This window comes from Shewanella sp. SR44-4, from assembly GCF_014163715.1.
Lineage (GTDB): Bacteria > Pseudomonadota > Gammaproteobacteria > Enterobacterales > Shewanellaceae > Shewanella.
On record NZ_JACJDU010000036.1, the window covers coordinates 33,782 to 54,916 of the forward strand.

Here is a 21,135-nt window from a genome sequence, read left to right on the forward strand (position 1 = left end):
TAACAGGATGCATCATGCTAGACAACTTACTGCCATTTAAAAGTCATTATTTAGACCGTAACGGCAATAAACTACATTACATAAACGAAGGCCAAGGCGAGCCAGTCGTTATGGTGCACGGTAATCCTAGTTGGAGTTACTACTACCGTAATTTAGTGAGCGCGTTGAGCGATCAGCATCAGTGTATTGTGCCAGACCATATTGGTTGCGGCTTATCAGACAAACCCGATGATCCACAATACGATTACACCCTAAAAAACCGTATTGATGATTTAGAAGCCTTGCTAGACAGCCTTGATGTAAAACAAAACATCACCCTCGTGGTACACGACTGGGGCGGTATGATTGGAATGGGCTTTGCTGCACGTCATCCTGAGCGTATTAAACGCATTGTGTGTTTAAACACGGCAGCGTTTCATCTTCCTAAAACCAAACCGTTTCCTTGGGCATTGTGGATTTGCCGCGAAACCTTACTCGGCACCTTGTTAGTCCGTGGTTTAAATGCATTTTCATCAGCAGCCTCGTATGTGGGTGTTAAACGTAAACCCATGTCTAAAGAAGTGCGTGAAGCTTATGTAGCGCCATTTGATTCTTGGAAAAACCGTATTTCGACACTACGCTTTGTCCAAGACATTCCACTCAAACCTGGCGACAGAAACTACGACTTAGTGACTAGCATTGGCGATAGCTTAAGCGAGTTTGCTGACGTACCGACGTTGATTTGTTTTGGTTTACAAGATTTTGTGTTTGATAAGTATTTTTTAGAAGAATGGCGACAGCGAATGCCTCACGCCACGGTGCACGAGTTTGCTGACTGCGGTCATTACATTCTTGAAGATGCCAGCGACGAAGTGATTGGCTTAATTAAAGACTTTATCGCAAAAAATTAATTACACCCTAAAAGGCTCATTTGAGCCTTTTAGCTATTTAACCGTCTATAATTATTTATATATTGGCTCGTTATTGTCGTTAGCCAGCATATATGTGTTACTCACATTAGCCAAAAATGAAGCCACATGACTCAAACCTCTGCACTTGCTAATGCCAATATCTGTCAGCACCTTAAAACGGCTGCGCAAACTATGCCTGCCGGACTTGCTGTTGCAGTGCAACACGCTAAGCAAGGCCAGTTCAATTATCAAGAAATCGACTTTGCTACCTTACATCAACAATCGGACATGATTGCTAAAGGGCTCATTCAGTACGGTATCAAGCGCGGCATGAAAGCCGTGTTAATGGTCACCCCAAGCATTGAGTTTTTCTCGTTAACATTTGCCTTGTTCAAAGCAGGTATTATCCCCATTTTAGTTGACCCAGGTATGGGCATCAAAAATCTTAAACAGTGTTTTGCAGAGTCGCAACCAGATGCCTTTATCGGCATACCTAAAGCGCATATTGCTAGGCGTGTACTGGGTTGGGGAAAAAGCAGTGTTAAACAGGTAATTAATGTCGGTGGTTCAGGCATTGAACGTTGGTTAACAAATGCCACAAGTTTAGAAACTATTACCGAAATAGGCCGAAATGAGGCTTATCCTTTTGAAATGGCCCTGCTAAAGCCAGATGATATGGCCGCTATTTTGTTTACCAGTGGCAGTACTGGTACTCCCAAAGGCGTGGTGTACAGCCATGGGATGTTTGAAGCGCAAATAAGCGCACTTAAACACGATTACGGCATCGCTCCTGGCGAGCGAGACTTAGCGACTTTTCCGCTGTTTTCATTATTTGGCCCTGCATTAGGCATGGCATCCATTGTGCCAGACATGGATGCGAGTAAACCTATTACCGCAAACCCAGCCAATTTGTTTGCTGCAATCGAGCAATATAAATGTAGCAATATGTTTGTTAACCCAGCTTTGCTAGAGCGATTAGGTCAAGCTGGCGAGCAAACTCAGCATAAACTGACTAGCGTTAAGCGAGTGATATCAGCGGGTGCTCCGGCAACGATTAGCTCAATCAAGCGCTTTAGCAACATGCTTAACCCACAAGTTGAAGTGCTTAACTCTTATGGTGCCACTGAATCGTTACCTATTAGCATGATTGGTAGTCATGCGTTGTTTGCGACCAGTCAACAGACCGATCAAGGTAAAGGCATATGTGTCGGCAAACCGATATCGTCAGTTAGTGTTGATATTATTGCCATTATAGATAAAGTCCAATTAGATTGGTCTGAAGTTAAAAAGCTTAGCGCAAATGAAATTGGCGAAATTGTCGTGAGCGGCCCTATGGTTAGCCAAGCCTATTATCAACGTCAACATGCCACTGAGTTAGCTAAAATACACGACGGTGAACACGTTAAGCACCGCATGGGAGATGTGGGTTATCTCGATGATAATGGCTTATTGTGGATGTGTGGTCGTAAAGGCCATATTGTTGATGCCACGCGCGGTAAGCAAAAATTAAAGCGCTTTTATACACTGCCCTGTGAGCGAGTGTTTAATACTCACACTCAAGTCAAACGTTCTGCCATTGTTGGCGTTAATGTGGGTGGGGACGTTGTGCCAGTTATGTGTATCGAATTGCAAAAAGATATTGTTTGCTCAACCTCTAAAGCCCTTTATCAAGAGTTAATAGAATTAGCCGAGCAGTATCCACATACGCAAGGTATTGGTCGTTTTTTAATTCATCCCGACTTCCCTGTAGATGTACGCCATAATGCTAAAATTTTCAGAGAAAAGCTCGCTGTTTGGGCACAAAAGCAGTGGAAAGAATAAGGCCGTACTCAAGTAATTATTAAGTAAGAATAAGACCAGTCCTAAAGTTAGAGCAAGGTAATAATAATGAAGCTGACAGACTTACATCCCCTAGAGCAAGCCGCACTTAAACAATTAGCGCTATCGGTCAACAAAGTGTTTGTGACCGGTGCAGGCGGCTTTTTAGGGTTTGCTATTTGTCAGCGTTTATTGGCCGTAGGTATTGAGGTGGTGGGTTTTGCTAGAGGATATTATCCTAAGCTTGTTGAGCTTGGTGTTGATATGCGTCAAGGTGATATCAGCGACTTTGACACGGTAAAACAGGCAATGCAAGGCTGTGACGTAGTGTTTCATGTAGCATCAAAGGCAGGCGTGTGGGGTAGTAAGCAAAGTTATTATTCGCCTAATGTCGACGGTGCGGCTAATATTGTTAATGCTTGTAAAGCGCTTAATATTCAAAATCTTATTTATACCAGCACCCCAAGCGTGACCTTTGCAGGGCGTGACGAAAACGGCATTAACGAGTCAGCACCTTACGCTGCTGAGTACCTCAATTATTATGGTGAGTCTAAAGCCATTGCCGAACAAAACGTGCTTGCCGCTAATTCTGCTCAACTTCGAACCACCGCCTTACGGCCACATTTAATTTGGGGGCCAAACGATCCTCACCTGGTACCTCGAGTGATTGAACGTGCTAAAGCAGGGCGATTAAAGCTAGTTGGAAATGAAGATAAACTGGTCGATACCATTTATGTTGATAACGCCGCCTACGCCCATATTTTGGCTGCTGTAGACTTAATAGCAGACGCTAAATGCGCCGGTAAATCGTATTTTTTAAGTAATGATCAACCTATTACCATGGCAGACATGCTTAATCGCATTTTAGCTTGTGTCGACTTACCGCCCGTGACCAAACGTGTACCAACGCGTGTCGCTTACACCGCAGGTGTTGTACTTGAATTTGTTTATGGTTTGTTTAATAAACAGCAAGAGCCCATTATGACTCGCTTTGTAGCAAGGCAACTGTCGACCAGCCATTACTTTGACATTGGCGCAGCAAAACAAGACTTAGGCTATCAGCCGCTGGTTAGCATTGAGCAAGGTATGCAAAAGCTGAAGCAATCTTTGTCGAACTAATAGCCTAGCAGCCACACATCTTCCGTGTATTTACAGCACTCACATATGTGATTTAAACGATGTAAACAACTGTTTGTAAAATTGTTTTTACATCACTTCGTGGGTTATTTTTCAACAATCACTTGGTTATATTTTATTCCACTGTATCTTAAATTCCGATCACCACAACAATAACCCCAAAGAGGGTAACAACTCATAACAAGGTGGCGCAGGGAGAAGCAATGCAAGATAACAATCAGGGTAAATGGAACTTAGCCACATTAGCCATTCATGGCGGACATCAACGCGAAGCCTTTGGCTCACTCACCACACCTTTGTATCAAACTGCCACCTTTGTATTTGATACAGCCGAGCAGGGCGGAGCACGTTTTGCCGGAGAAGAACCGGGCTATATTTATACTCGTCTCGGTAACCCAACCACCGCAGAGCTCGAGCGTAAAATGGCGCTGTTAGAAGGTGCTGAAGATGCCGCAGCAACTGCATCTGGTATGGCTGCTGTATCCAGTGCATTATTAACTCATCTGCATGCAGGCGATCACTTAGTCGCATCTAAAGCGGTTTATGGTTGCACCTTCGCGCTCATGACCACTCAGCTAACGCGCTTAGGTATTACATCAACATTGGTCGATTTTTCCGACATAGCTGCAATCGAAGCCGCCATCAAACCAAACACCAAAGTGTTGTTTTGCGAAACACCAGTAAATCCACATTTACAAGTATTCGATCTTGCTGCTATGGCCAAAGTAGCTAAAGCACATAATCTAGTTTCAATCGTCGACAACACCTTTATGACACCACTTTTGCAGCAACCACTAACGTTAGGCATCGACATGGTGATCCACAGTGCCACCAAGTACTTAAACGGTCACGGTGATGTAATCGCGGGTATTGTGTGCGGCAATGCAGAGCACATGCACAGATTAAAATTCGAAATATTAAAAGACTTTGGTGGCGTGATATCACCACACGACGCTTGGTTAATCTTACGCGGTTTAAAAACCCTAGACGTACGGTTAACTCGTCACTGCGACAATGCAGAAGTGTTAGCCGAATATTTAGATAAACACCCTAAATTCAGCCAGGTCTTTTACCCAGGCTTAGAACACCACCAAGGTCATCGTTTCATCGGCAACCAAATGAAGCGCGCTGGCGGTGTCATCGCATTCGAATTGGCGGGTGATAAGCAAGACGCAATCAACTTTGTTAATCGTTTAAAGTTATTCACTATCGCCGTAAGCTTAGGTGACGCAGAATCGCTGATCCAACACCCTGCATCAATGACCCATTCCCCTTACACCCCAGAAGCCCGACTAGCTGCAGGCATTACCGACAACCTACTACGTATCTCAGTCGGATTAGAGAATGTAGAAGATCTTATCGCGGATATAGAACAAGCGTTAGCTTAAAACTAAGGATTAAAATAATATGCTGCGCTTAAGTTAAGTTTGTAGCATTTTTTTGAAAAAAATCTTATATAGGTATCTAATACTTCGCTGTTAGTACCTATCAATCGTTAAAGATGAATATCGCTTTGGCTTTGAAGCTCTGAACTAATTTACCTTTTCCACTAAATGACATCAGCTTGAAGTTTTCCGTTATCGATACTCACATCAACGCTTTTCCTTTAAGCAGTTTACGCAGCCACATTCTGTTGGGGCTGAGCAGTGCTTGTAGTTCTAGGCTTAATGGTGACCGTTCACCGCATAAGTTTGCTGCTAAGCATTCAGCAACCAGTGGGCCTGAGCTTAGGCCGCGAGAACCTAGTCCTCCTAACACATATAATCCGTCATAAATTGGTGCTGGTGTTATTTGCCAATAACGTTGCCATAGACTGGGTTTGTCTTTCGATTGTTGCTGAACAGCATAGCGTGTAAATAACGCTTCAACATCAGGTGCGCAACCCATTACCGGAAAATGATCGCGACTGACCATCCTTACGCCGACTCTGGCGTCATTGTTTGAAACATCAATATCGTTAGGCCAGTTTGAATTTGGAAAGCTTTGTTGCATTTTTAGGCTGTTTTCATGCTGCTCTATCGGGCAAAAATCAAGATGCTGTGGGTCTTTTACATAACTTGCTCCAACGCAATGTAATTGGTTATGTTGTGGCGTTAAATAACCATTGGCGCAGATAACAGTATTAAGTTGTGCCAGTTCACCTTGTGGCGGTACATGGCTAACTTGACCTCTAAAACCAGTGATTTGCAAGTTTTTTGTCTGTTTATACTGGGTAAGTTGAGCTCCAGAGGCGATGACGACCTGTTGGTGGGTTGCTATAGGGGTATTATTCCCGGCACTAAACAGTTGCCAACCTGATGAGTGTGATTCAAGTGAGCTAATATCGCTATTATAAATAACGCGAACCTTGGTTAATGTTTGTGCTTTGGCAATGCTAGCTTGTGCGAATTCAAACGGACAAGCCCAGCCTCCTAATGGGTAGTAAAAGCCAGATTTATCAATCTCGACGTTAGCAAGTCGTGTGGCTTGGTTTGGACTTACTGCAAAAGCAATTTCAGTTGGCCATGCTTGGCCATCAATAATTTTATCCAATCTTGTTTGGCTACGTTGATCGAAACCTGTATGTAATACACCGCACCACTGATGGCCTATTTCATATTCATTATCAACTAATGCCTGAATTCTGCGTCGACTGTATAGGAAGGCTTGTTGGAAAAATTGGCTTAGCGATCCATTTTCTGGCGTAAGTAAGGGATAAATGGCACCTTGTTTGTTACCAGATGCGCCTTGTCCTAATGTGTCATCTTTGCAATAAATAATCACATCTTTGCCGCGCTCAGCCAGAGATAAAGCAAGACTTGCAGAAGCGATACCGCCCCCTATAATAGCTATAGGGCTGTTGTTATTAGAATGTAACGGTGGCAATGGGTTATAAGCAAACTGTTGCTGTAGTTGTTGTCTTAGTGCGTTACGTTCTGCGATAGCAATCTCATCATTGGATTTTGATGATGTAGTTGATAAAAAACCGCATAGTGCTAGTTGCTTTTTAATAGCCGGAGCGACATCGGTATCATTTGTGCTGGCTGCTAAAAATGTTGCATTATCAACACTGAGCCGACCATATTGCCAAAGTGAACTTTGATTAAAATAATGATCTGAATAAGCCTCTTGGTTCGTATGGGGTAGGGCAAACCAATGTGTTATCCTTTGTTTACTAGGCGTGGCAACGACTTTGGCTTGCGCTAGTGGCGAGCCTTGATACAGGTCTATGATAAGTTGGTTTTGAAGTAGGCCTAGCCGCTGACAACCTTCAATGGCTGCAATTTCACCATTGAGTAGTGCTTGGGTAAAATCGAATAAATGATGGTCTGAATTAAGTAGCCCTTGTTGTTGCCATTTGTATTCTAGTTGCTTACGATTTACTGGGCTTTGTTCAAATACACTGATGTGAATTCGAGTTTTTTGCTGTTTCAAAGGGTTTTGCAGGTTAGCCTCTTGCAAGGCTGCCAGTAATATTATTATTTCGTGGCCATCGCCAAAACCGAGTTGGCCTAGCGTTAATAAATGTGGTTGAGTATTTGTGGCTGCTATTTTATCGTCACCGCTTTGCAATACTTCGGCGATATACTGCTTAAAAATGTGGAGATATCGGCTATTTTGATTGACGTTGTTGCCCAGTAATTCACAAATATGCAACTCGTGTAAATTCGGGGATACAGATAATAAAGGTGTTTTATTCAAAATATTTTACTCAGGGCCGATAACTTGGCATTATTTTACCTGCGTTTATGGAAAGCTGACCACTTAATTGCTTCAAAGCAGCTATGATTGCCGCAATTAAGTACCGACATGTACCAAATGGATAGCATAAAAATGAAAAGAGTCGTGATCACCGGAATGGGTGTTGTTTCAAGTATCGGTAATAACAAGCTAGAAGTGACTGATTCACTTAAAGCGGGTCGTAGCGGTATTACTCACTCGGCACAGTTTGAAGAAATGCAATTACGTAGCAAAGTTTGGGGTGACATTAAAATGAACCCAGCTGATCATATCGATCGTAAAGCACTACGCTTTATGGGCGATGCTGCTGCATATGCTTACATTGCTATGCAGGAAGCGATTGCTGACGCTAACTTAACAGAAGAGCAATATTCTAATTTCCGTGTCGGCTTGATTGCTGGAACGGGTGGCGCATCTTCAAAAAACCAAGTTCAGGCTGCTGATACACTTCGTGAAAAAGGTGTTAAGCGTGTAGGCCCTTATATAGTGCCTCGTATTATGTCGAGTACTGCAAGTGCTTGCTTGGCGACACCATTTAAAATTAAAGGCACGAGCTATTCAATCAGTTCAGCTTGTGCCACTTCAGCTCATTGTATTGGCCATGCCGTTGAACTTATTCAAATGGGTAAGCAAGATATGGTTTTTGCTGGCGGTGCTGAAGAAGTCGATTGGACACTCACTATGGGCTTTGATGCTATGGGAGCACTATCGACTAAGTACAATGACACGCCTGAAAAAGCGTCTCGTACTTATGATGCCGATCGTGATGGTTTTGTTATTTCTGGCGGCGGCGGTATCGTTGTTGTTGAAGAATTAGAACATGCCTTAGCACGTGGTGCGAAGATTTATGCTGAGATTGTTGGTTATGGTGCCACATCTGATGGCTACGACATGGTTGCTCCGTCTGGAGAAGGTGCCGTACGTTGTATGCAGATGGCATTAGCCGATGTCGATACACCAGTTGATTACATCAACACTCATGGTACTTCTACTCCTGTAGGTGACATGCGTGAACTTGAAGCATTGCGCGAAGTGTTTGGCGATAACATGCCTCCTATCGCATCAACTAAATCAATGACAGGCCATGCTTTAGGTGCTGCGGGTGTTCATGAAGCGATTTACAGCTTAATCATGATGGAAGACAGTTTTATTGCTCCAAGCATTAACATTGACAACCTAGATGAAAAAGCAACTGGCATGCCAGTAGTTCGTGAAATGCGCAAAGCAGAATTGAACACCATCATGAGCAATAGCTTTGGTTTTGGTGGCACTAACGCAACGTTAGTCATGCGTAAATATAAAGCATAAAACCTCATTAGTGGGGCAACCCGCGAATGATTTGAAAGCCAGCATCGGAAACGATACTGGCTTTTTTATTGCCTTTTGCATAGAGAAAAAGCGATAACAGGCGGTAACAAGCGATTACAAGCGAACGCTGCGCTTATGGAAAGACTAAATGCCTAGATGCTAGTTCGCTTTGCGGCTAGAAGCTATAAAAGCGAAAGCGATGTAAGCGTATATCGGAGTTATTTGTCGGTTGTTTCTGATGTTAACCGCTTGGCTTTTATAACCGCGAAGCGAACTAGCAGGACGAAGTCCGCTCTAGCATCCAGGTTTAGTCAGCGAGAACATTCAGCGCTATTTGCCATGACGGAGTGGGTGAATTTGGTATAAGATACTAGTTATAAAAAAACGCGATGTGATGTCGTTAAACTCGCAGTGAATAAGATACCCAAATGAAAATAATTGCCGATGAAAACATGCCTTATGTTGATGCCTTGTTTGGCTATTTAGGCAAGATTGAATATGTAAATGGCCGAACCTTGACTGCTAAACAAGTTGAAGATGCTGATGTGTTATTGGTGCGTTCTGTGACCAAAGTGAATGCTGCGTTAATTAAAAATGCGCATAAACTTAAATTTGTGGGTAGTGCGACAATTGGTACCGATCATATTGATGTTGATTATCTTTCGTTGCGCAATATTTATTTTACTAATGCCCCTGGGTGTAACGCGACTGCAGTAGGTGAGTATGCATTTATTGCCATGCTGGAGTTAGCGCAACGTTTCGGTGAGTCTCTAGCCGGTAAAGTGGTTGGGATTGTCGGCGCGGGTAATACCGGCACCGCAGCCGCGAAGTGTATGCAAGCTTATGGGCTAAAAGTATTGTTATGCGATCCCATTAAAGCATCGCAAGGTGATACCCGAGAGTTTGTGTCGCTAGACACTATTATTGAACAAGCCGATATTATTAGTCTGCATGTGCCTATCACTAAAGACGGTGAGCACAAAACCTGGTACTTGTTTGATGAAACTCGACTGAATAAGCTAAAGCCCAATACTTGGTTACTAAATTGCTGTCGAGGCGAGGTTATTGACAACCGAGCGCTGATCAAGTTTAAACAACAACGTGATGATGTAAAGCTGGTACTTGACGTGTGGGAAGGTGAGCCAAATCCAATGGCCGAATTAGTCGCCTTAGCAGAGTTTGCTACGCCGCATATTGCAGGTTATAGCCTTGAAGGTAAAGCCCGTGGTACGTTTATGTTGTATCAAAAGTGGTGTGAGTTACTTGATTTTCCGGTGAAAAAATCATTAGAAAGTTTATTACCGGCATTTCAATTTAACCAAATTGTAAATCAAGGTGATTTAACTGAAAGCCAATTGCTGAAATTGTCGCGTTTGGTCTATGATTTGCGTGATGATGACTTTAGTTTTAGAGGGTGTTTTTCAACAGCGACAGGTTTTGATTTAATGCGTAAAAACCACACTTATCGTCGTGAATATAGTGCTATCTCGTTAGCTCAATCTGTGGACTATTTATCTGATGGTACGATTAACCCACCGATGTTGAGTGCTTTAGGCTTTAATTAATTAGTTAAAGTATATAAGGCCGATATTGCCAATAGAACGACAGATTGAAGCTAAAAAACAGTAATTTTAGCCAGTTGAGAAAAAATCACTTCAAAGTCGGCTTTTTTAGTACATTAACCCTAGTAAAGCATAACTAAACTAGGGTAGATTGATTGTTCAAACTGGATAATATGGAGTCGAGCGTTAATTATGTCTCAGGAATTTAATGTAGTCGTTTTAGGTGCATCGGGCGCAGTGGGTCAAACAATGATTGAGATCCTCGAGCAGCGTAATTTTCCGGTTGCTAAGTTGTTTCCATTAGCGAGCAGTCGCAGTGCTGGCGAAACAGTCAGTTTTCACGGTAAACAAGTTGAAATTCTTGACGTAGAAACGTTTGATTGGACCCAAGCACAAATTGGCTTCTTTTCTGCTGGTGGTGATGTGTCTGCTAAATGGGCGCCGATTGCGGGTGATGCAGGTTGTGTTGTTATCGATAACACCTCACATTTTCGTTACGACGTAGATGTGCCCCTGGTGATACCTGAAGTTAACCCAGAAGCCATTGCTGATTTTCGCAATCGCAATATCATCGCTAATCCTAATTGTTCAACGATTCAGATGTTAGTGGCTCTTAAGCCTATTTATGATGCTTTTGGTATTTCACGTATCAACGTGGCGACGTATCAGTCTGTGTCGGGAACCGGTAAAAAGGCGATTGATGAGCTAGCGGGTCAAAGTGCTAAATTATTGCAAGGATTACCGTCTGAGCCAACAGTTTATCCAAAGCAAATTGCCTTTAACGTATTGCCTCAAATTGATGTGTTTATGGAAAATGGCTACACCAAAGAAGAAATGAAAATGGTGTGGGAAACGCAGAAAATTTTTGGTGATGACGAAATTGTGGTTAATCCAACGGCTGTGCGTGTGCCTGTTTTTTATGGTCATTCTGAAGCTATCCACATTGAAACTCGTCAACCTGTTGATGCAGAAGATGTTAAAGCTGTTTTACGTAATGCACCAGGCGTAGAATTGTTTGATGATGATAGCGAATATCCAACCGCGGTAACTGAAGCTGCAGGTAATGATCCTGTTTATGTTGGTCGTGTTCGTAAAGATATTTCACACTCTCACGGTATAAATTTATGGGTTACTGCCGATAACATTCGTAAGGGCGCAGCATTAAACAGCGTACAAATTGCCGAGATTTTGATTAGAGATTACTATTAATTACGCTTTAACAATGTGTAATGACTTAATCAACAACGCGATTTAGTTTAAAAAGCCTGCAATGCGCAGGCTTTTTCCGTTTTACTGAGCCCAATAGTAGCAGGTGTGGTGAATCTAGTTTATAGTCGTAAACATATCATTTTTAACATCAATAACATCGAAATTGCCTGTGAAATTGGCTCACGATTGATGTGACTCGATACAGTTAACGACCATAATACTAACGATAAAAATTGCCTAAAGCCTGTTGCCAAATCGGTAACTCAATAGCGCTAAAAGGGAAGGATGGGATGACTTTGCGTACTTCATATATTGTGGGTTTGATTGCCTGCACAGCGGTTGGTTTAACCAGTGTACAAATTATTGAGTCTGCACAGGCAGAAACGCTCAAAATTACTGGGCCCAATGGCGAGGTTAAACAACAAGCGAAACGGCAATATGGTCCGACGACATCAAGAGATACGTTTTGGAGTATTGCGCAAAAAGTCAGACCCAGTGATAAGGTCAGTATTTATCAAGTGATGGCGGCGTTATTTGACGCGAATCCACATGCTTTTAGTGGTAATAATTACAATACATTAGAACGAGGGATGATATTACTTATTCCTTCTGTAGATGTGATAGCCGCTATACCCAATGATGTTGCTAAACGCCGTGCTGAACAAGATGACCGCCGCGCTAGCAGACAAACCCAGCCTCGTCCCGTTATTAATAAACCTATTCAATCCCCTATAGTCGAAACGCCTAAAAAGCCTACTGCTGCAAAACCACTGCAAATAGTTCAGCAAACACCTGCTGTAGCGGTTCAAACCAAAGCGATTAATGAGGCTAATGCGGTTGTCGTAAATGATCTCAATAGCACCTTAGATAAAGCTAATGCAAAAACGTTGATGGTCACGGATGAGCTAGCGCGCGCGCAAGATGAATTAATGGTCAGTAATAATGACAATCAAGCGTTGAAAAACAAAATTGAACAAATGTCATTAAACATTTCCTCGCTTGAAGAAGATCTACAACTATTACGCGAGAAATATGAAGCTTTAAACTTAGAAAATAAAAAACTCGAAGATCAAACCGAAAATGCGGAACCCGTAGTAGAAGAACCCACTGACTTTTGGCGTAGCCTAATGGATAACACCATTTTGTTGATCCTTGCCGCCTCTATTCCTCTGTTAATTATCTTCGGGCTTATTTTCTGGTTGCTCAGTCGCCGAAATAAAAAGTCTCAACAATCTGAAGTGAAAACAGCAACCCAGTCTGAACAAGAGTCTGCAGCTGCAACAGGCAGTGATGGCTTAGATGACTCTGATGATATTGTGGTCCATTTAGATTCAAGTGATGAAGATTCAATTGATGATTTATTGGATTTAGACAGCGTAGATTTACAGCCTGAAATCCAAATGGAAGATGATGCCGAGATGGATATGGCGTCAGATATGTTTGTTAGTGAAACAGAAATAGAAGACGAAGAAGGGACCTCATTAGACGATTTATGGGCAGAGGCTATGGAAGATCAAGATTCTGATCTTGAACCTCTTGAAGATGATGATGATCTCGATAGTCTACTTGCTGGATTAGATGATAAGCCTGCTGCAACCCTAAATTCTGCTGCACCAGAGGATGATTTAGACAGTTTGTTGGCGGGTTTAGATGAAGATACTGGAAAAGATGAAACTGATGATCTAGATGCTTCAGCAGAAAATGATATTGATTCGCTATTAGCTGAGTTTGATATGCCTGCAGAGCCAGATGATGTGGCTGCGGCAGCAGTAAAATCAGCAGACACAAGCGCGGATGACGATATCGATGCATTGTTAGCTGAGTTTGATATGCCTGCAGAGTCGGATGATGTTGCCGCTGCCGCAGCAGTAAAATCAGCAGACACAAGCGCGGAAGATGATATCGATGCATTGTTAGCTGAGTTTGATATGCCTGCAGAACCGGATGATGTGGCCGCCGAAACGCCGGTAAAATCAGCTGAAGCAAACGCGGATGACGATATCGATGCATTGTTAGCTGAGTTTGATATGCCTGCAGAGCCAGATGATGTGGCCGCCGAAACACCGGTAAAATCAGCAGAAGCAAACGCGGAAGACGATATCGATGCATTGTTAGCTGAGTTTGATATGCCTGCAGAGCCAGATGATGTGGCCGCCGAAACACCGGTAAAATCAGCTGAAGCAAACGCGGATGACGATATCGATGCATTGTTAGCTGAGTTTGATATGCCAGCTGAGTCGGATGATGTGGCCGCCGAAACACCGGTCAAATCAGCTGAAGCAAAAGCGGATGACGATATCGATGCATTGTTAGCTGAGTTTGATATGCCAGCAGAGCCAGATGATGTGGCTGCCGAAACACCGGTAAAATCAGCTGAAGCAAAAGCGGATGACGATATCGATGCATTGTTAGCTGAGTTTGATATGCCTGCAGAGCCAGATGATGTGGCTGCCGAAACACCGGTAAAATCAGCTGAAACAAACGCGGAAGAGGACCTAGATTTATTACTATCAGAGCCTGATTCGGAACAAACTGATGTTGATGCTCCTACTGCAACGGACGAAGATATAGATCAACTCCTAGCCGGCTTATCTGCAACCAAGGATGAGAACGAAGAAGATAGCTCAACAGATAGCTCAACAGATGATGGGGATACAGTAAACCGTGATTCAATTGACAACAATGATGACATAGCCGCGTTAATTGCAGCTGAGTTGCAAGATGATACTAACGAAGATATCCAAGATGAAGAGTCGAGTGATGATGACATTGACGCATTGCTGTCTAGCTTGAATGAGCCTGTTATTGAATCAGTGTTTGACGAAAAAAGTGATGAACTATCAACCGGTGAACAGCAAACTTCCGATAGTGATGATTTAGCGGCGCAAATTGCTGCAGAGTTAAGTGATGAGGATGTCGTAGATTCTATTGATGATAATGAAACCAGTGATGATGACATCGATGCATTATTAGCGAGTCTTAACGAGCCAGTGATTGAGTCAGATGCCGATATTCAGGAAAAGGCTGCCGTTCAAGCACTGATAGCTGCTGAATTAGATGATGATATTTCCGATGAAGAATCAATATCTGATGATGAGTCCCTCGATGATGACATTAATACTTTATTGGCAAGCTTTAAAGAAGATATAAAAGACGATACTCCATCAGAAAATGACACTGAAAAACCACAGTATGGCAGTGCTCCACAGGTTGACAGTACTCAGCCTGACAATGAAAGCATCGACGATAACGCATTATTCGATGAGTTTGATGAATATCTTAATGATACCGATTTAACTAACACAGATGATACCGCTGATATTGAAACGAACAAGTATATTGAGCCAGAAGTGGATGCTGATAAAGCAGCAGACAGCGATGACGAAGATAACAGCTGGTTAGATGCTGAACTTGAAGCCGCGTTAGCGTCAACGAGCAATAATGATGTTGAGTCTGATCAAGAAACTGCAGCTGCACAAGCTCCTACATCAGAAACGGATGATGGTCTTGATGCCTTGTTAGCACAAATGGATGATGAAGAGGCTGCTTCGTCTAGTGCGAAAAGTAAAATCAATAAAGATTCAGGCTTCTTTAATGACCTAAAATCAAGTAAACCAAAACCTGAACTTTTAGATTGGGAAAGCGATTTACTTAAAGCTGCGGAGTCAGCCGCTGACGAGAGAGAAGTCGATGAAGCAGATGTGAGTGACGATGATCTACTGGCTGCATTTTCACAATCACTCAATGATGACGACAACGATGATGACTTTACCTCAGAAGATGAGTATATCCTTAGCGATGACAACTTAACTGTTGATGAAGCATTGGCTGCACTCGATCAAAAAGAACGAAGCCAATCAACAGAATATAAAGCCAGTGACGATGACTTAATGCGTTTTGAGCGTGAAAACGGTTATATCGATATTGATAAACTGTTGAACGATGCTGATGAAGATGACGATAAAACCGATCAGTATAAAGACGTTAATGTTGATATGGGCTCTGCAAGTTCATTAATGGGCAATCCGAATATGGTTGATGTTGATGATGAAGAAAACTCCGTTAATGCAAAACTTGATTTAGCCAGGGCGTATATTGAGATTGAAGATCAAGACAGTGCCCGAGCGTTATTAAAAGAAGTGCAAATGGACGGTAATGAACGTCAGCAATTAGAAGCCAAAAATTTACTAAAAAGTGTCAGTTAAGCCGATAATTTTTTGCCTGCATAGGTAAAGAAATAGGCTTATGTTAACCACATAAAAGCAAACGGCGCAGATACATGCGCCGTTTTTTTGTGATAAACTGCGCGCCATTATTGAGTAGAGGATATAGGCATGCGGGTCGCGTTAGGTGTTGAATATGATGGTAGTGGTTTTTGTGGGTGGCAGCGCCAACTCGAGGTCGATTCAGTGCAAGCCCAGATTGAAAAAGCGTTAAGTTATGTGGCTAATGAACCTATAACCGTTTTGTGTGCCGGAAGAACAGATACTGGTGTACACGGTACCGGGCAGGTGGTTCATTTTGACACCGATGTTGAACGTCCAATGACGGCGTGGACACAGGGCGTTAATGCTAATTTACCCGACAGTGTGGCGATACGCTGGGCAAAAGAAGTCGATGACAGTTTTCATGCTCGTTACAGTGCGACAGCCAGACGTTACCGCTATGTGATTTATAATCATAAACTGCGCCCGGGTATTTTAAGTGCCGGAGTGAGCCATTATCACGGTGATATTGATGAAACCTTGATGCATAAAGCGGCACAGCTTTTTGTTGGCGAACACGATTTTACCAGTTTTAGAGCATTGCATTGTCAATCTAAAACGCCGTTTCGAAACGTGCATCAAGTCAATGTGACTCGCCAAGGCATGTATGTGATGGTCGATATTCAAGCTAATGCATTTTTACATCATATGGTGCGTAATATTGTTGGTTCATTACTGCAAATCGGCTTAGGTAATCAACCTATAGAGTGGATAACAGAATTGTTTGCCCTGAAAAATCGTAAGCTAGCGGCACCTACTGCTAAACCGAATGGATTGTATTTGGTCGATGTGACTTACCCTGAACAATATCAATTGCCTAAGTTAGCTTTGGGTCCATTGTTTATGCTCGATTAAGTCTTGTAAGTTATCTTTATTGAAATGTAAAACCCATGTTCTGTATTCGCAGCGCCGAGTAAGGTTTGAATAAGTTAAATGGTATTGAATTATGTCAATCGTGTCTGAAATTACTGTACCCAATCAACAGTCAAGCTTAGCTCAATGGCTGGATTATTTGCTGGCAATTCATCCTAGCGAAATTGACATGGGCTTAACTCGAGTCAGCGCTGTTGCCGAGAAATTAAATGTGCTTGATTTAGCGCCAGCGAAAGTCATTACCGTAGCCGGTACCAATGGCAAAGGTACAACCTGCGCTATGCTGGCTTCGATTTTACATCAAGCTGATTTGTCCGTCGGCGTTTATAGCTCGCCTCATTTGCTGCATTACAATGAACGGGTACAAATAAATCAACAAGATGCCAGTGATGACTCCCTTATCGAAGCTTTTTGTGCGATAGAGACCGCGCGAGGTGATATTTCATTAACCTTTTTTGAATATGCCACCTTAGCAGGTTTATATTTGTTTAAAGCTGCTAAAGTCGATGTGATCATTCTTGAAGTGGGTTTAGGTGGGCGATTGGATGCAACCAATATTATCGATTCCACTGCCACTATTTTGACCTCTATCGATCTTGATCATCAAGAATATTTAGGCGATACCCGTGAACTGGTTGGCAGAGAAAAAGCTGGCGTGTTTCGCTCAGATTGTGTTGCTATTATCGGTGAGCCAGATTTACCGTTGAGCGTCACTGAATATGCTAATCAACTCCGTACAACTCTTTATCGTGTTGGGCATGAGTTTGATTACCATAAAGATCAGACTCAACCAGCATTATGGCACTTTGAATCTGCGCAGCAGTCATATACTGGCTTAACGGTGCCAAGGTTACCGTTAGCTAACGCTGCAAGTGTTGTTGCGCTGCTAAGCCATATTTGGCCGCAAATAAGCCAACAGCACATTAATCGAGGATTACAACAAGCTCAACTGGCTGGACGACTAGAGCAGGTGAGTCAGCAACCATTAGTACTATTAGATGTTGCGCATAATCCCCATGCAGCCAGATATTTAGCACAACAATTACAGGCGTACCAAGGTCGGCGTATTGTAGCCTTGTGTGGCATGCTTAAAGATAAAGACATTAAGTCAGTATTGGCGACATTAGATCAACAAATTAGCCATTGGAACTTGGTGAGTTTAGATAATCCACGCGGCGCATCAGCACAAGTATTGCGTCAAGCATTGCCCAATGACAGTAGTCGTGAGCATGTTAGTGAGTTTGCTGACATCGCTAGCGCATGGCAAGCCATACAAACTACGGTAAATGCCGATGATGTGGTTATTGTCTTCGGTTCTTTTTATACTGTTGCAGGCTTTAAATCTTTATAAACACTATTTATGTCCGACGTCGGTTGTACAAGCCATCATTAACGTCATTTGGTTAAAAAAGGGAATTAGCTTTGAATCGTCAATTTCAAAATCGTTTGGTGGGTACCATCGTATTAGTGGCCTTAGGCGTGATTTTTTTACCCGACTTATTAGACGGTAAAAAAACGCAAGTGGTTGAGGAGTTCACTGAAATTCCTTTACGTCAAACTCAGCCAAGTGCTTCCAATAAAGTTAATTCTGACAATACCGCTGAACCAGTAGAAGAATTTCAAGTGTTAACGATTGCTGAACCACAAGATCTCAGTAACGATATCGTTGCATTAGGGGGAGCTGAACCGAACAAAGAGCCGACCAAAGAAGTCAGCCAAGCTGTTAAGCCGCCAGCTCCAGCTCCAGTGGCAGTTAAAAAGCCTGAAACCCAGGTTGCAAATAAAGTGAAATCACCTATTACTGCTGGTTTTACATTGCAGTTAGGCGGGTTTAATAATATTACCAATGTAAAAGCGTTGATTGCTCAACTGCGAAAAGCGGGGTTTAACGCTTATACACTGCCTAAAGTACCCGTTGAAGGGAAACTAACCCGAGTATTTGTTGGCCCTGAAGTTTCAGAAGAAAAACTTAAAGCTCGTCAGCAACCTATATTCAAATTAACCGGATTAAAAGGCAAAATCGTAGCCTATAATCCACAGGAACAATAACCTCTTCAGACGGTATTTTGCATGCGTGATTAATATTTACAATTTGATTGTTCTTAATCACGCAAGAATAATTTGTGCAATCAGAGGTGAGAAACATCTCTGTCTCTGTTAGAATCCTGCCGTCTTGAACCCTATACCGGATCCCCATCTTCATGGTTTGGATTGATTACGCAATAATTATTGTCATCGGGTTATCAACTATTATTAGTTTGATCCGCGGATTTGCCAAAGAAGCCATGTCTCTTGTGGTTTGGTTTGCCGCTTTCTTTATCGCTAGCCAGTTTTATCTTGATCTTGCAGCTCATTTAACCCAAATGCAGGACGAGTTAGTTAGAAACGGTGTGGCGATTGCTATTCTTTTTATCATTACCCTGATCATAGGGGCTCTCGTTAATTATTTATTAGGCCAGTTAGTGGCTAAAACCGGATTATCGGGCACAGACCGTGTTTTAGGCCTGTGTTTTGGTGCCATTCGTGGCGCGTTAATCGTTAGTGCATTACTGTTTTTTATGGATGCTTTTACGGCATTCCCTGACACTAAATGGTGGCAGGACTCTGTTCTTGTACCTGAATTTGGCGTGGTTATTCAGTGGTTTTTTAACTACCTTGAAAATACCTCTAGCTTTGTACCCAAAATATAAACATAAAACACTTTACAGTGAGGAACCTTACCCATGTGTGGTATCGTCGGAATAGTAGGAAAATCAACAGTTAATCAGACCATTTATGATGCGCTGACTGTGCTCCAACATCGTGGTCAAGACGCAGCAGGTATTGTGACGGTTGACATGAATGCGTTTCGTTTACGTAAAGCAAACGGCTTAGTCAAAGATGTGTTTGAACCTAAACATATGCAGCGTTTACAAGGCAATGCCGGTATTGGACATGTTCGTTATCCTACCGCTGGCAGCTCGAGTGCATCAGAGGCACAACCGTTTTATGTTAACTCGCCATTTGGTATTTCGTTAGCACATAACGGTAACTTGACTAATACGATTGAACTGGCTGCAAGCTTAGTCACAAAGCGTCGTCATGTTAACACCACCTCAGACTCAGAAATATTGTTAAATCTGTTAGCCGATGAGTTACAAGAAACGCGCAGTTTAACCTTAAGTGCCGATGAAGTGTTTGATGCAGTTGCTAAAGTGCATGCGCAAACTCGTGGTGCTTACGCGGTAGTTGCGATGATTATTGGCCAAGGTTTAGTGGCATTTCGCGACCCATTTGGTATTCGTCCTTTGGTATTGGGTAAACACGAAACTGCAACGGGTACTGAGTACATGGTTGCTTCTGAAAGTGTTGCTTTAGACGCTGTTGGTTTTGAAGTGATGCGTGACGTAGCACCTGGTGAGGCTGTTTATATTTCACTTGATGGACAATTGTTTACCCGTCAATGTGCAGCAGACCCAAGCTATGCGCCATGTATTTTCGAATTCGTGTATTTTGCACGTCCAGATTCGAGCATTGATAAAGTGTCTGTTTATGCAAGCCGTGTAAACATGGGCGCTAAGTTAGGCGAAAAAATTAAGAAAGAATGGGAAGATCACGACATTGATGTTGTTATTCCTATTCCTGAAACTTCGTGCGATATCGCATTAGAAATTGCACGTTGCATGGATTTACCATACCGCCAAGGTTTTGTGAAAAATCGTTATATTGGTCGTACATTTATTATGCCTGGTCAGCTAGAACGTAAAAAATCTGTACGTCGTAAACTGAATGCGATTAATACCGAGTTTAAAGGTAAAAACGTATTATTGGTTGATGATTCGATTGTACGTGGTACTACGTCTGAACAGATCATTGAAATGGCGCGAGAAGCCGGTGCAAAGAAAGTGTACTTTGCTTCAGCGGCACCTGAAATCCGTTTCCCGAATGTGTATGGTATTGATATGCCGACGTCTAATGAGCTTATCGCTCATGGTCGTGATGCTGACGAAATTGCCAAAATCATTGGTGCCGATGGCATTATTTTCCAAGACTTAAGCGACTTAATTGAAGCTGTAAGAATGGAAAATCCAGAGATTAAGCGTTTCGAAACATCAGTATTCGACGGTCATTATATTACCAACGACGTTGACCAAGCTTACTTGGATCATTTAACGCAATTACGTAATGATGATGCTAAAGCCAATCGCTCAAAAGACATTGGTACTAACTTAGAAATGCACAACGAATGTCATCCATAAGTTAACCGGCCTTGTTAGCAATATTTGTTAACAACAAAAAACCAGCATGAAAATGCTGGTTTTTTTATGGGTTTAAATCATTAAATCATTAAGTCAAAAGTCAAAAGTCAAAAGT

The 21,135-nt window shown here is 42.5% G+C and carries 14 protein-coding genes; 13 read left to right on the forward strand and 1 reads right to left on the reverse strand.

The window, feature by feature from the left end:
• The first annotated feature begins 14 nt into the window (after positions 1 to 14).
• From H5125_RS15635 to megL, 4 genes are all read left to right on the forward strand, one after another.
• Complete coding sequence (locus H5125_RS15635; protein ID WP_182744711.1) at positions 15 to 890, forward strand: alpha/beta fold hydrolase; 876 nt, start codon at positions 15 to 17, stop codon at positions 888 to 890.
• A 126-nt stretch (positions 891 to 1,016) separates the two neighbouring features.
• A complete protein-coding gene (oleC, locus tag H5125_RS15640) occupies positions 1,017 to 2,711 on the forward strand; it encodes an olefin beta-lactone synthetase (protein WP_182744712.1) in 1,695 nt (564 codons plus the stop codon).
• Between the two features lie 66 nt (positions 2,712 to 2,777).
• Positions 2,778 to 3,827 carry a 2-alkyl-3-oxoalkanoate reductase gene (gene oleD, locus H5125_RS15645; RefSeq protein WP_182744713.1) on the forward strand — a complete coding sequence of 350 codons (1,050 nt, stop codon included), beginning with the start codon at positions 2,778 to 2,780 and terminating at the stop codon, positions 3,825 to 3,827.
• A gap of 221 nt (positions 3,828 to 4,048) precedes the next feature.
• Positions 4,049 to 5,233, forward strand: a complete 1,185-nt coding sequence (gene megL / locus H5125_RS15650) for a methionine gamma-lyase (RefSeq protein ID WP_182744714.1) — start codon at positions 4,049 to 4,051, stop codon at positions 5,231 to 5,233.
• Positions 5,234 to 5,432: 199 nt separating this feature from the next.
• Here megL and mnmC read toward each other — a convergent pair whose 3' ends face one another.
• Positions 5,433 to 7,526 carry an FAD-dependent 5-carboxymethylaminomethyl-2-thiouridine(34) oxidoreductase MnmC gene (gene mnmC / locus H5125_RS15655; RefSeq protein ID WP_259395473.1) on the reverse strand — a complete coding sequence of 698 codons (2,094 nt, stop codon included), beginning with the start codon at positions 7,524 to 7,526 and terminating at the stop codon, positions 5,433 to 5,435.
• Between the two features lie 132 nt (positions 7,527 to 7,658).
• Here mnmC and fabB point away from each other — a divergent pair, with 132 nt between their 5' ends.
• The 9 genes from fabB to purF all read left to right on the forward strand — a co-directional run bounded on the left by fabB (position 7,659) and on the right by purF (position 21,020).
• Positions 7,659 to 8,873: a beta-ketoacyl-ACP synthase I gene (gene fabB / locus H5125_RS15660; RefSeq protein WP_162024366.1), complete on the forward strand. Its 1,215-nt coding sequence runs from the start codon at positions 7,659 to 7,661 to the stop codon at positions 8,871 to 8,873.
• Between the two features lie 428 nt (positions 8,874 to 9,301).
• Complete coding sequence (locus H5125_RS15665) at positions 9,302 to 10,438, forward strand: 4-phosphoerythronate dehydrogenase (protein WP_101086716.1); 1,137 nt, start codon at positions 9,302 to 9,304, stop codon at positions 10,436 to 10,438.
• A 189-nt stretch (positions 10,439 to 10,627) separates the two neighbouring features.
• A complete protein-coding gene (locus H5125_RS15670; protein WP_182744715.1) occupies positions 10,628 to 11,644 on the forward strand; it encodes an aspartate-semialdehyde dehydrogenase in 1,017 nt (338 codons plus the stop codon).
• Positions 11,645 to 11,934: 290 nt separating this feature from the next.
• A complete protein-coding gene (locus H5125_RS15675) occupies positions 11,935 to 15,849 on the forward strand; it encodes a FimV/HubP family polar landmark protein (protein WP_182744716.1) in 3,915 nt (1,304 codons plus the stop codon).
• A 129-nt stretch (positions 15,850 to 15,978) separates the two neighbouring features.
• Positions 15,979 to 16,764: a tRNA pseudouridine(38-40) synthase TruA gene (truA, locus tag H5125_RS15680; protein ID WP_182744717.1), complete on the forward strand. Its 786-nt coding sequence runs from the start codon at positions 15,979 to 15,981 to the stop codon at positions 16,762 to 16,764.
• Between the two features lie 91 nt (positions 16,765 to 16,855).
• A complete protein-coding gene (folC, locus tag H5125_RS15685; protein WP_182744718.1) occupies positions 16,856 to 18,133 on the forward strand; it encodes a bifunctional tetrahydrofolate synthase/dihydrofolate synthase in 1,278 nt (425 codons plus the stop codon).
• A gap of 71 nt (positions 18,134 to 18,204) precedes the next feature.
• A complete protein-coding gene (locus tag H5125_RS15690) occupies positions 18,205 to 18,831 on the forward strand; it encodes an SPOR domain-containing protein (RefSeq protein WP_182744719.1) in 627 nt (208 codons plus the stop codon).
• A 152-nt stretch (positions 18,832 to 18,983) separates the two neighbouring features.
• Entirely contained in the window at positions 18,984 to 19,472 is a 489-nt protein-coding gene (locus tag H5125_RS15695; protein WP_101086721.1) for a CvpA family protein, read from the forward strand.
• Between the two features lie 33 nt (positions 19,473 to 19,505).
• Positions 19,506 to 21,020 carry an amidophosphoribosyltransferase gene (gene purF, locus H5125_RS15700; protein WP_011636872.1) on the forward strand — a complete coding sequence of 505 codons (1,515 nt, stop codon included), beginning with the start codon at positions 19,506 to 19,508 and terminating at the stop codon, positions 21,018 to 21,020.
• Positions 21,021 to 21,135: the final 115 nt, after the last annotated feature.

Coding starts and splice junctions, on each gene's coding strand:
- oleD (WP_182744713.1), top strand. CDS start 2,778: ATGAAGCTGACAGACTTACATCCCCTAGAGCAAGCCGCACTTAAACAA.
- H5125_RS15635 (WP_182744711.1), top strand. CDS start 15: ATGCTAGACAACTTACTGCCATTTAAAAGTCATTATTTAGACCGTAAC.
- oleC (WP_182744712.1), top strand. CDS start 1,017: ATGACTCAAACCTCTGCACTTGCTAATGCCAATATCTGTCAGCACCTT.
- fabB (WP_162024366.1), top strand. CDS start 7,659: ATGAAAAGAGTCGTGATCACCGGAATGGGTGTTGTTTCAAGTATCGGT.
- H5125_RS15670 (WP_182744715.1), top strand. CDS start 10,628: ATGTCTCAGGAATTTAATGTAGTCGTTTTAGGTGCATCGGGCGCAGTG.
- megL (WP_182744714.1), top strand. CDS start 4,049: ATGCAAGATAACAATCAGGGTAAATGGAACTTAGCCACATTAGCCATT.
- folC (WP_182744718.1), top strand. CDS start 16,856: ATGTCAATCGTGTCTGAAATTACTGTACCCAATCAACAGTCAAGCTTA.
- truA (WP_182744717.1), top strand. CDS start 15,979: ATGCGGGTCGCGTTAGGTGTTGAATATGATGGTAGTGGTTTTTGTGGG.
- H5125_RS15665 (WP_101086716.1), top strand. CDS start 9,302: ATGAAAATAATTGCCGATGAAAACATGCCTTATGTTGATGCCTTGTTT.
- H5125_RS15695 (WP_101086721.1), top strand. CDS start 18,984: ATGGTTTGGATTGATTACGCAATAATTATTGTCATCGGGTTATCAACT.
- H5125_RS15675 (WP_182744716.1), top strand. CDS start 11,935: ATGACTTTGCGTACTTCATATATTGTGGGTTTGATTGCCTGCACAGCG.
- purF (WP_011636872.1), top strand. CDS start 19,506: ATGTGTGGTATCGTCGGAATAGTAGGAAAATCAACAGTTAATCAGACC.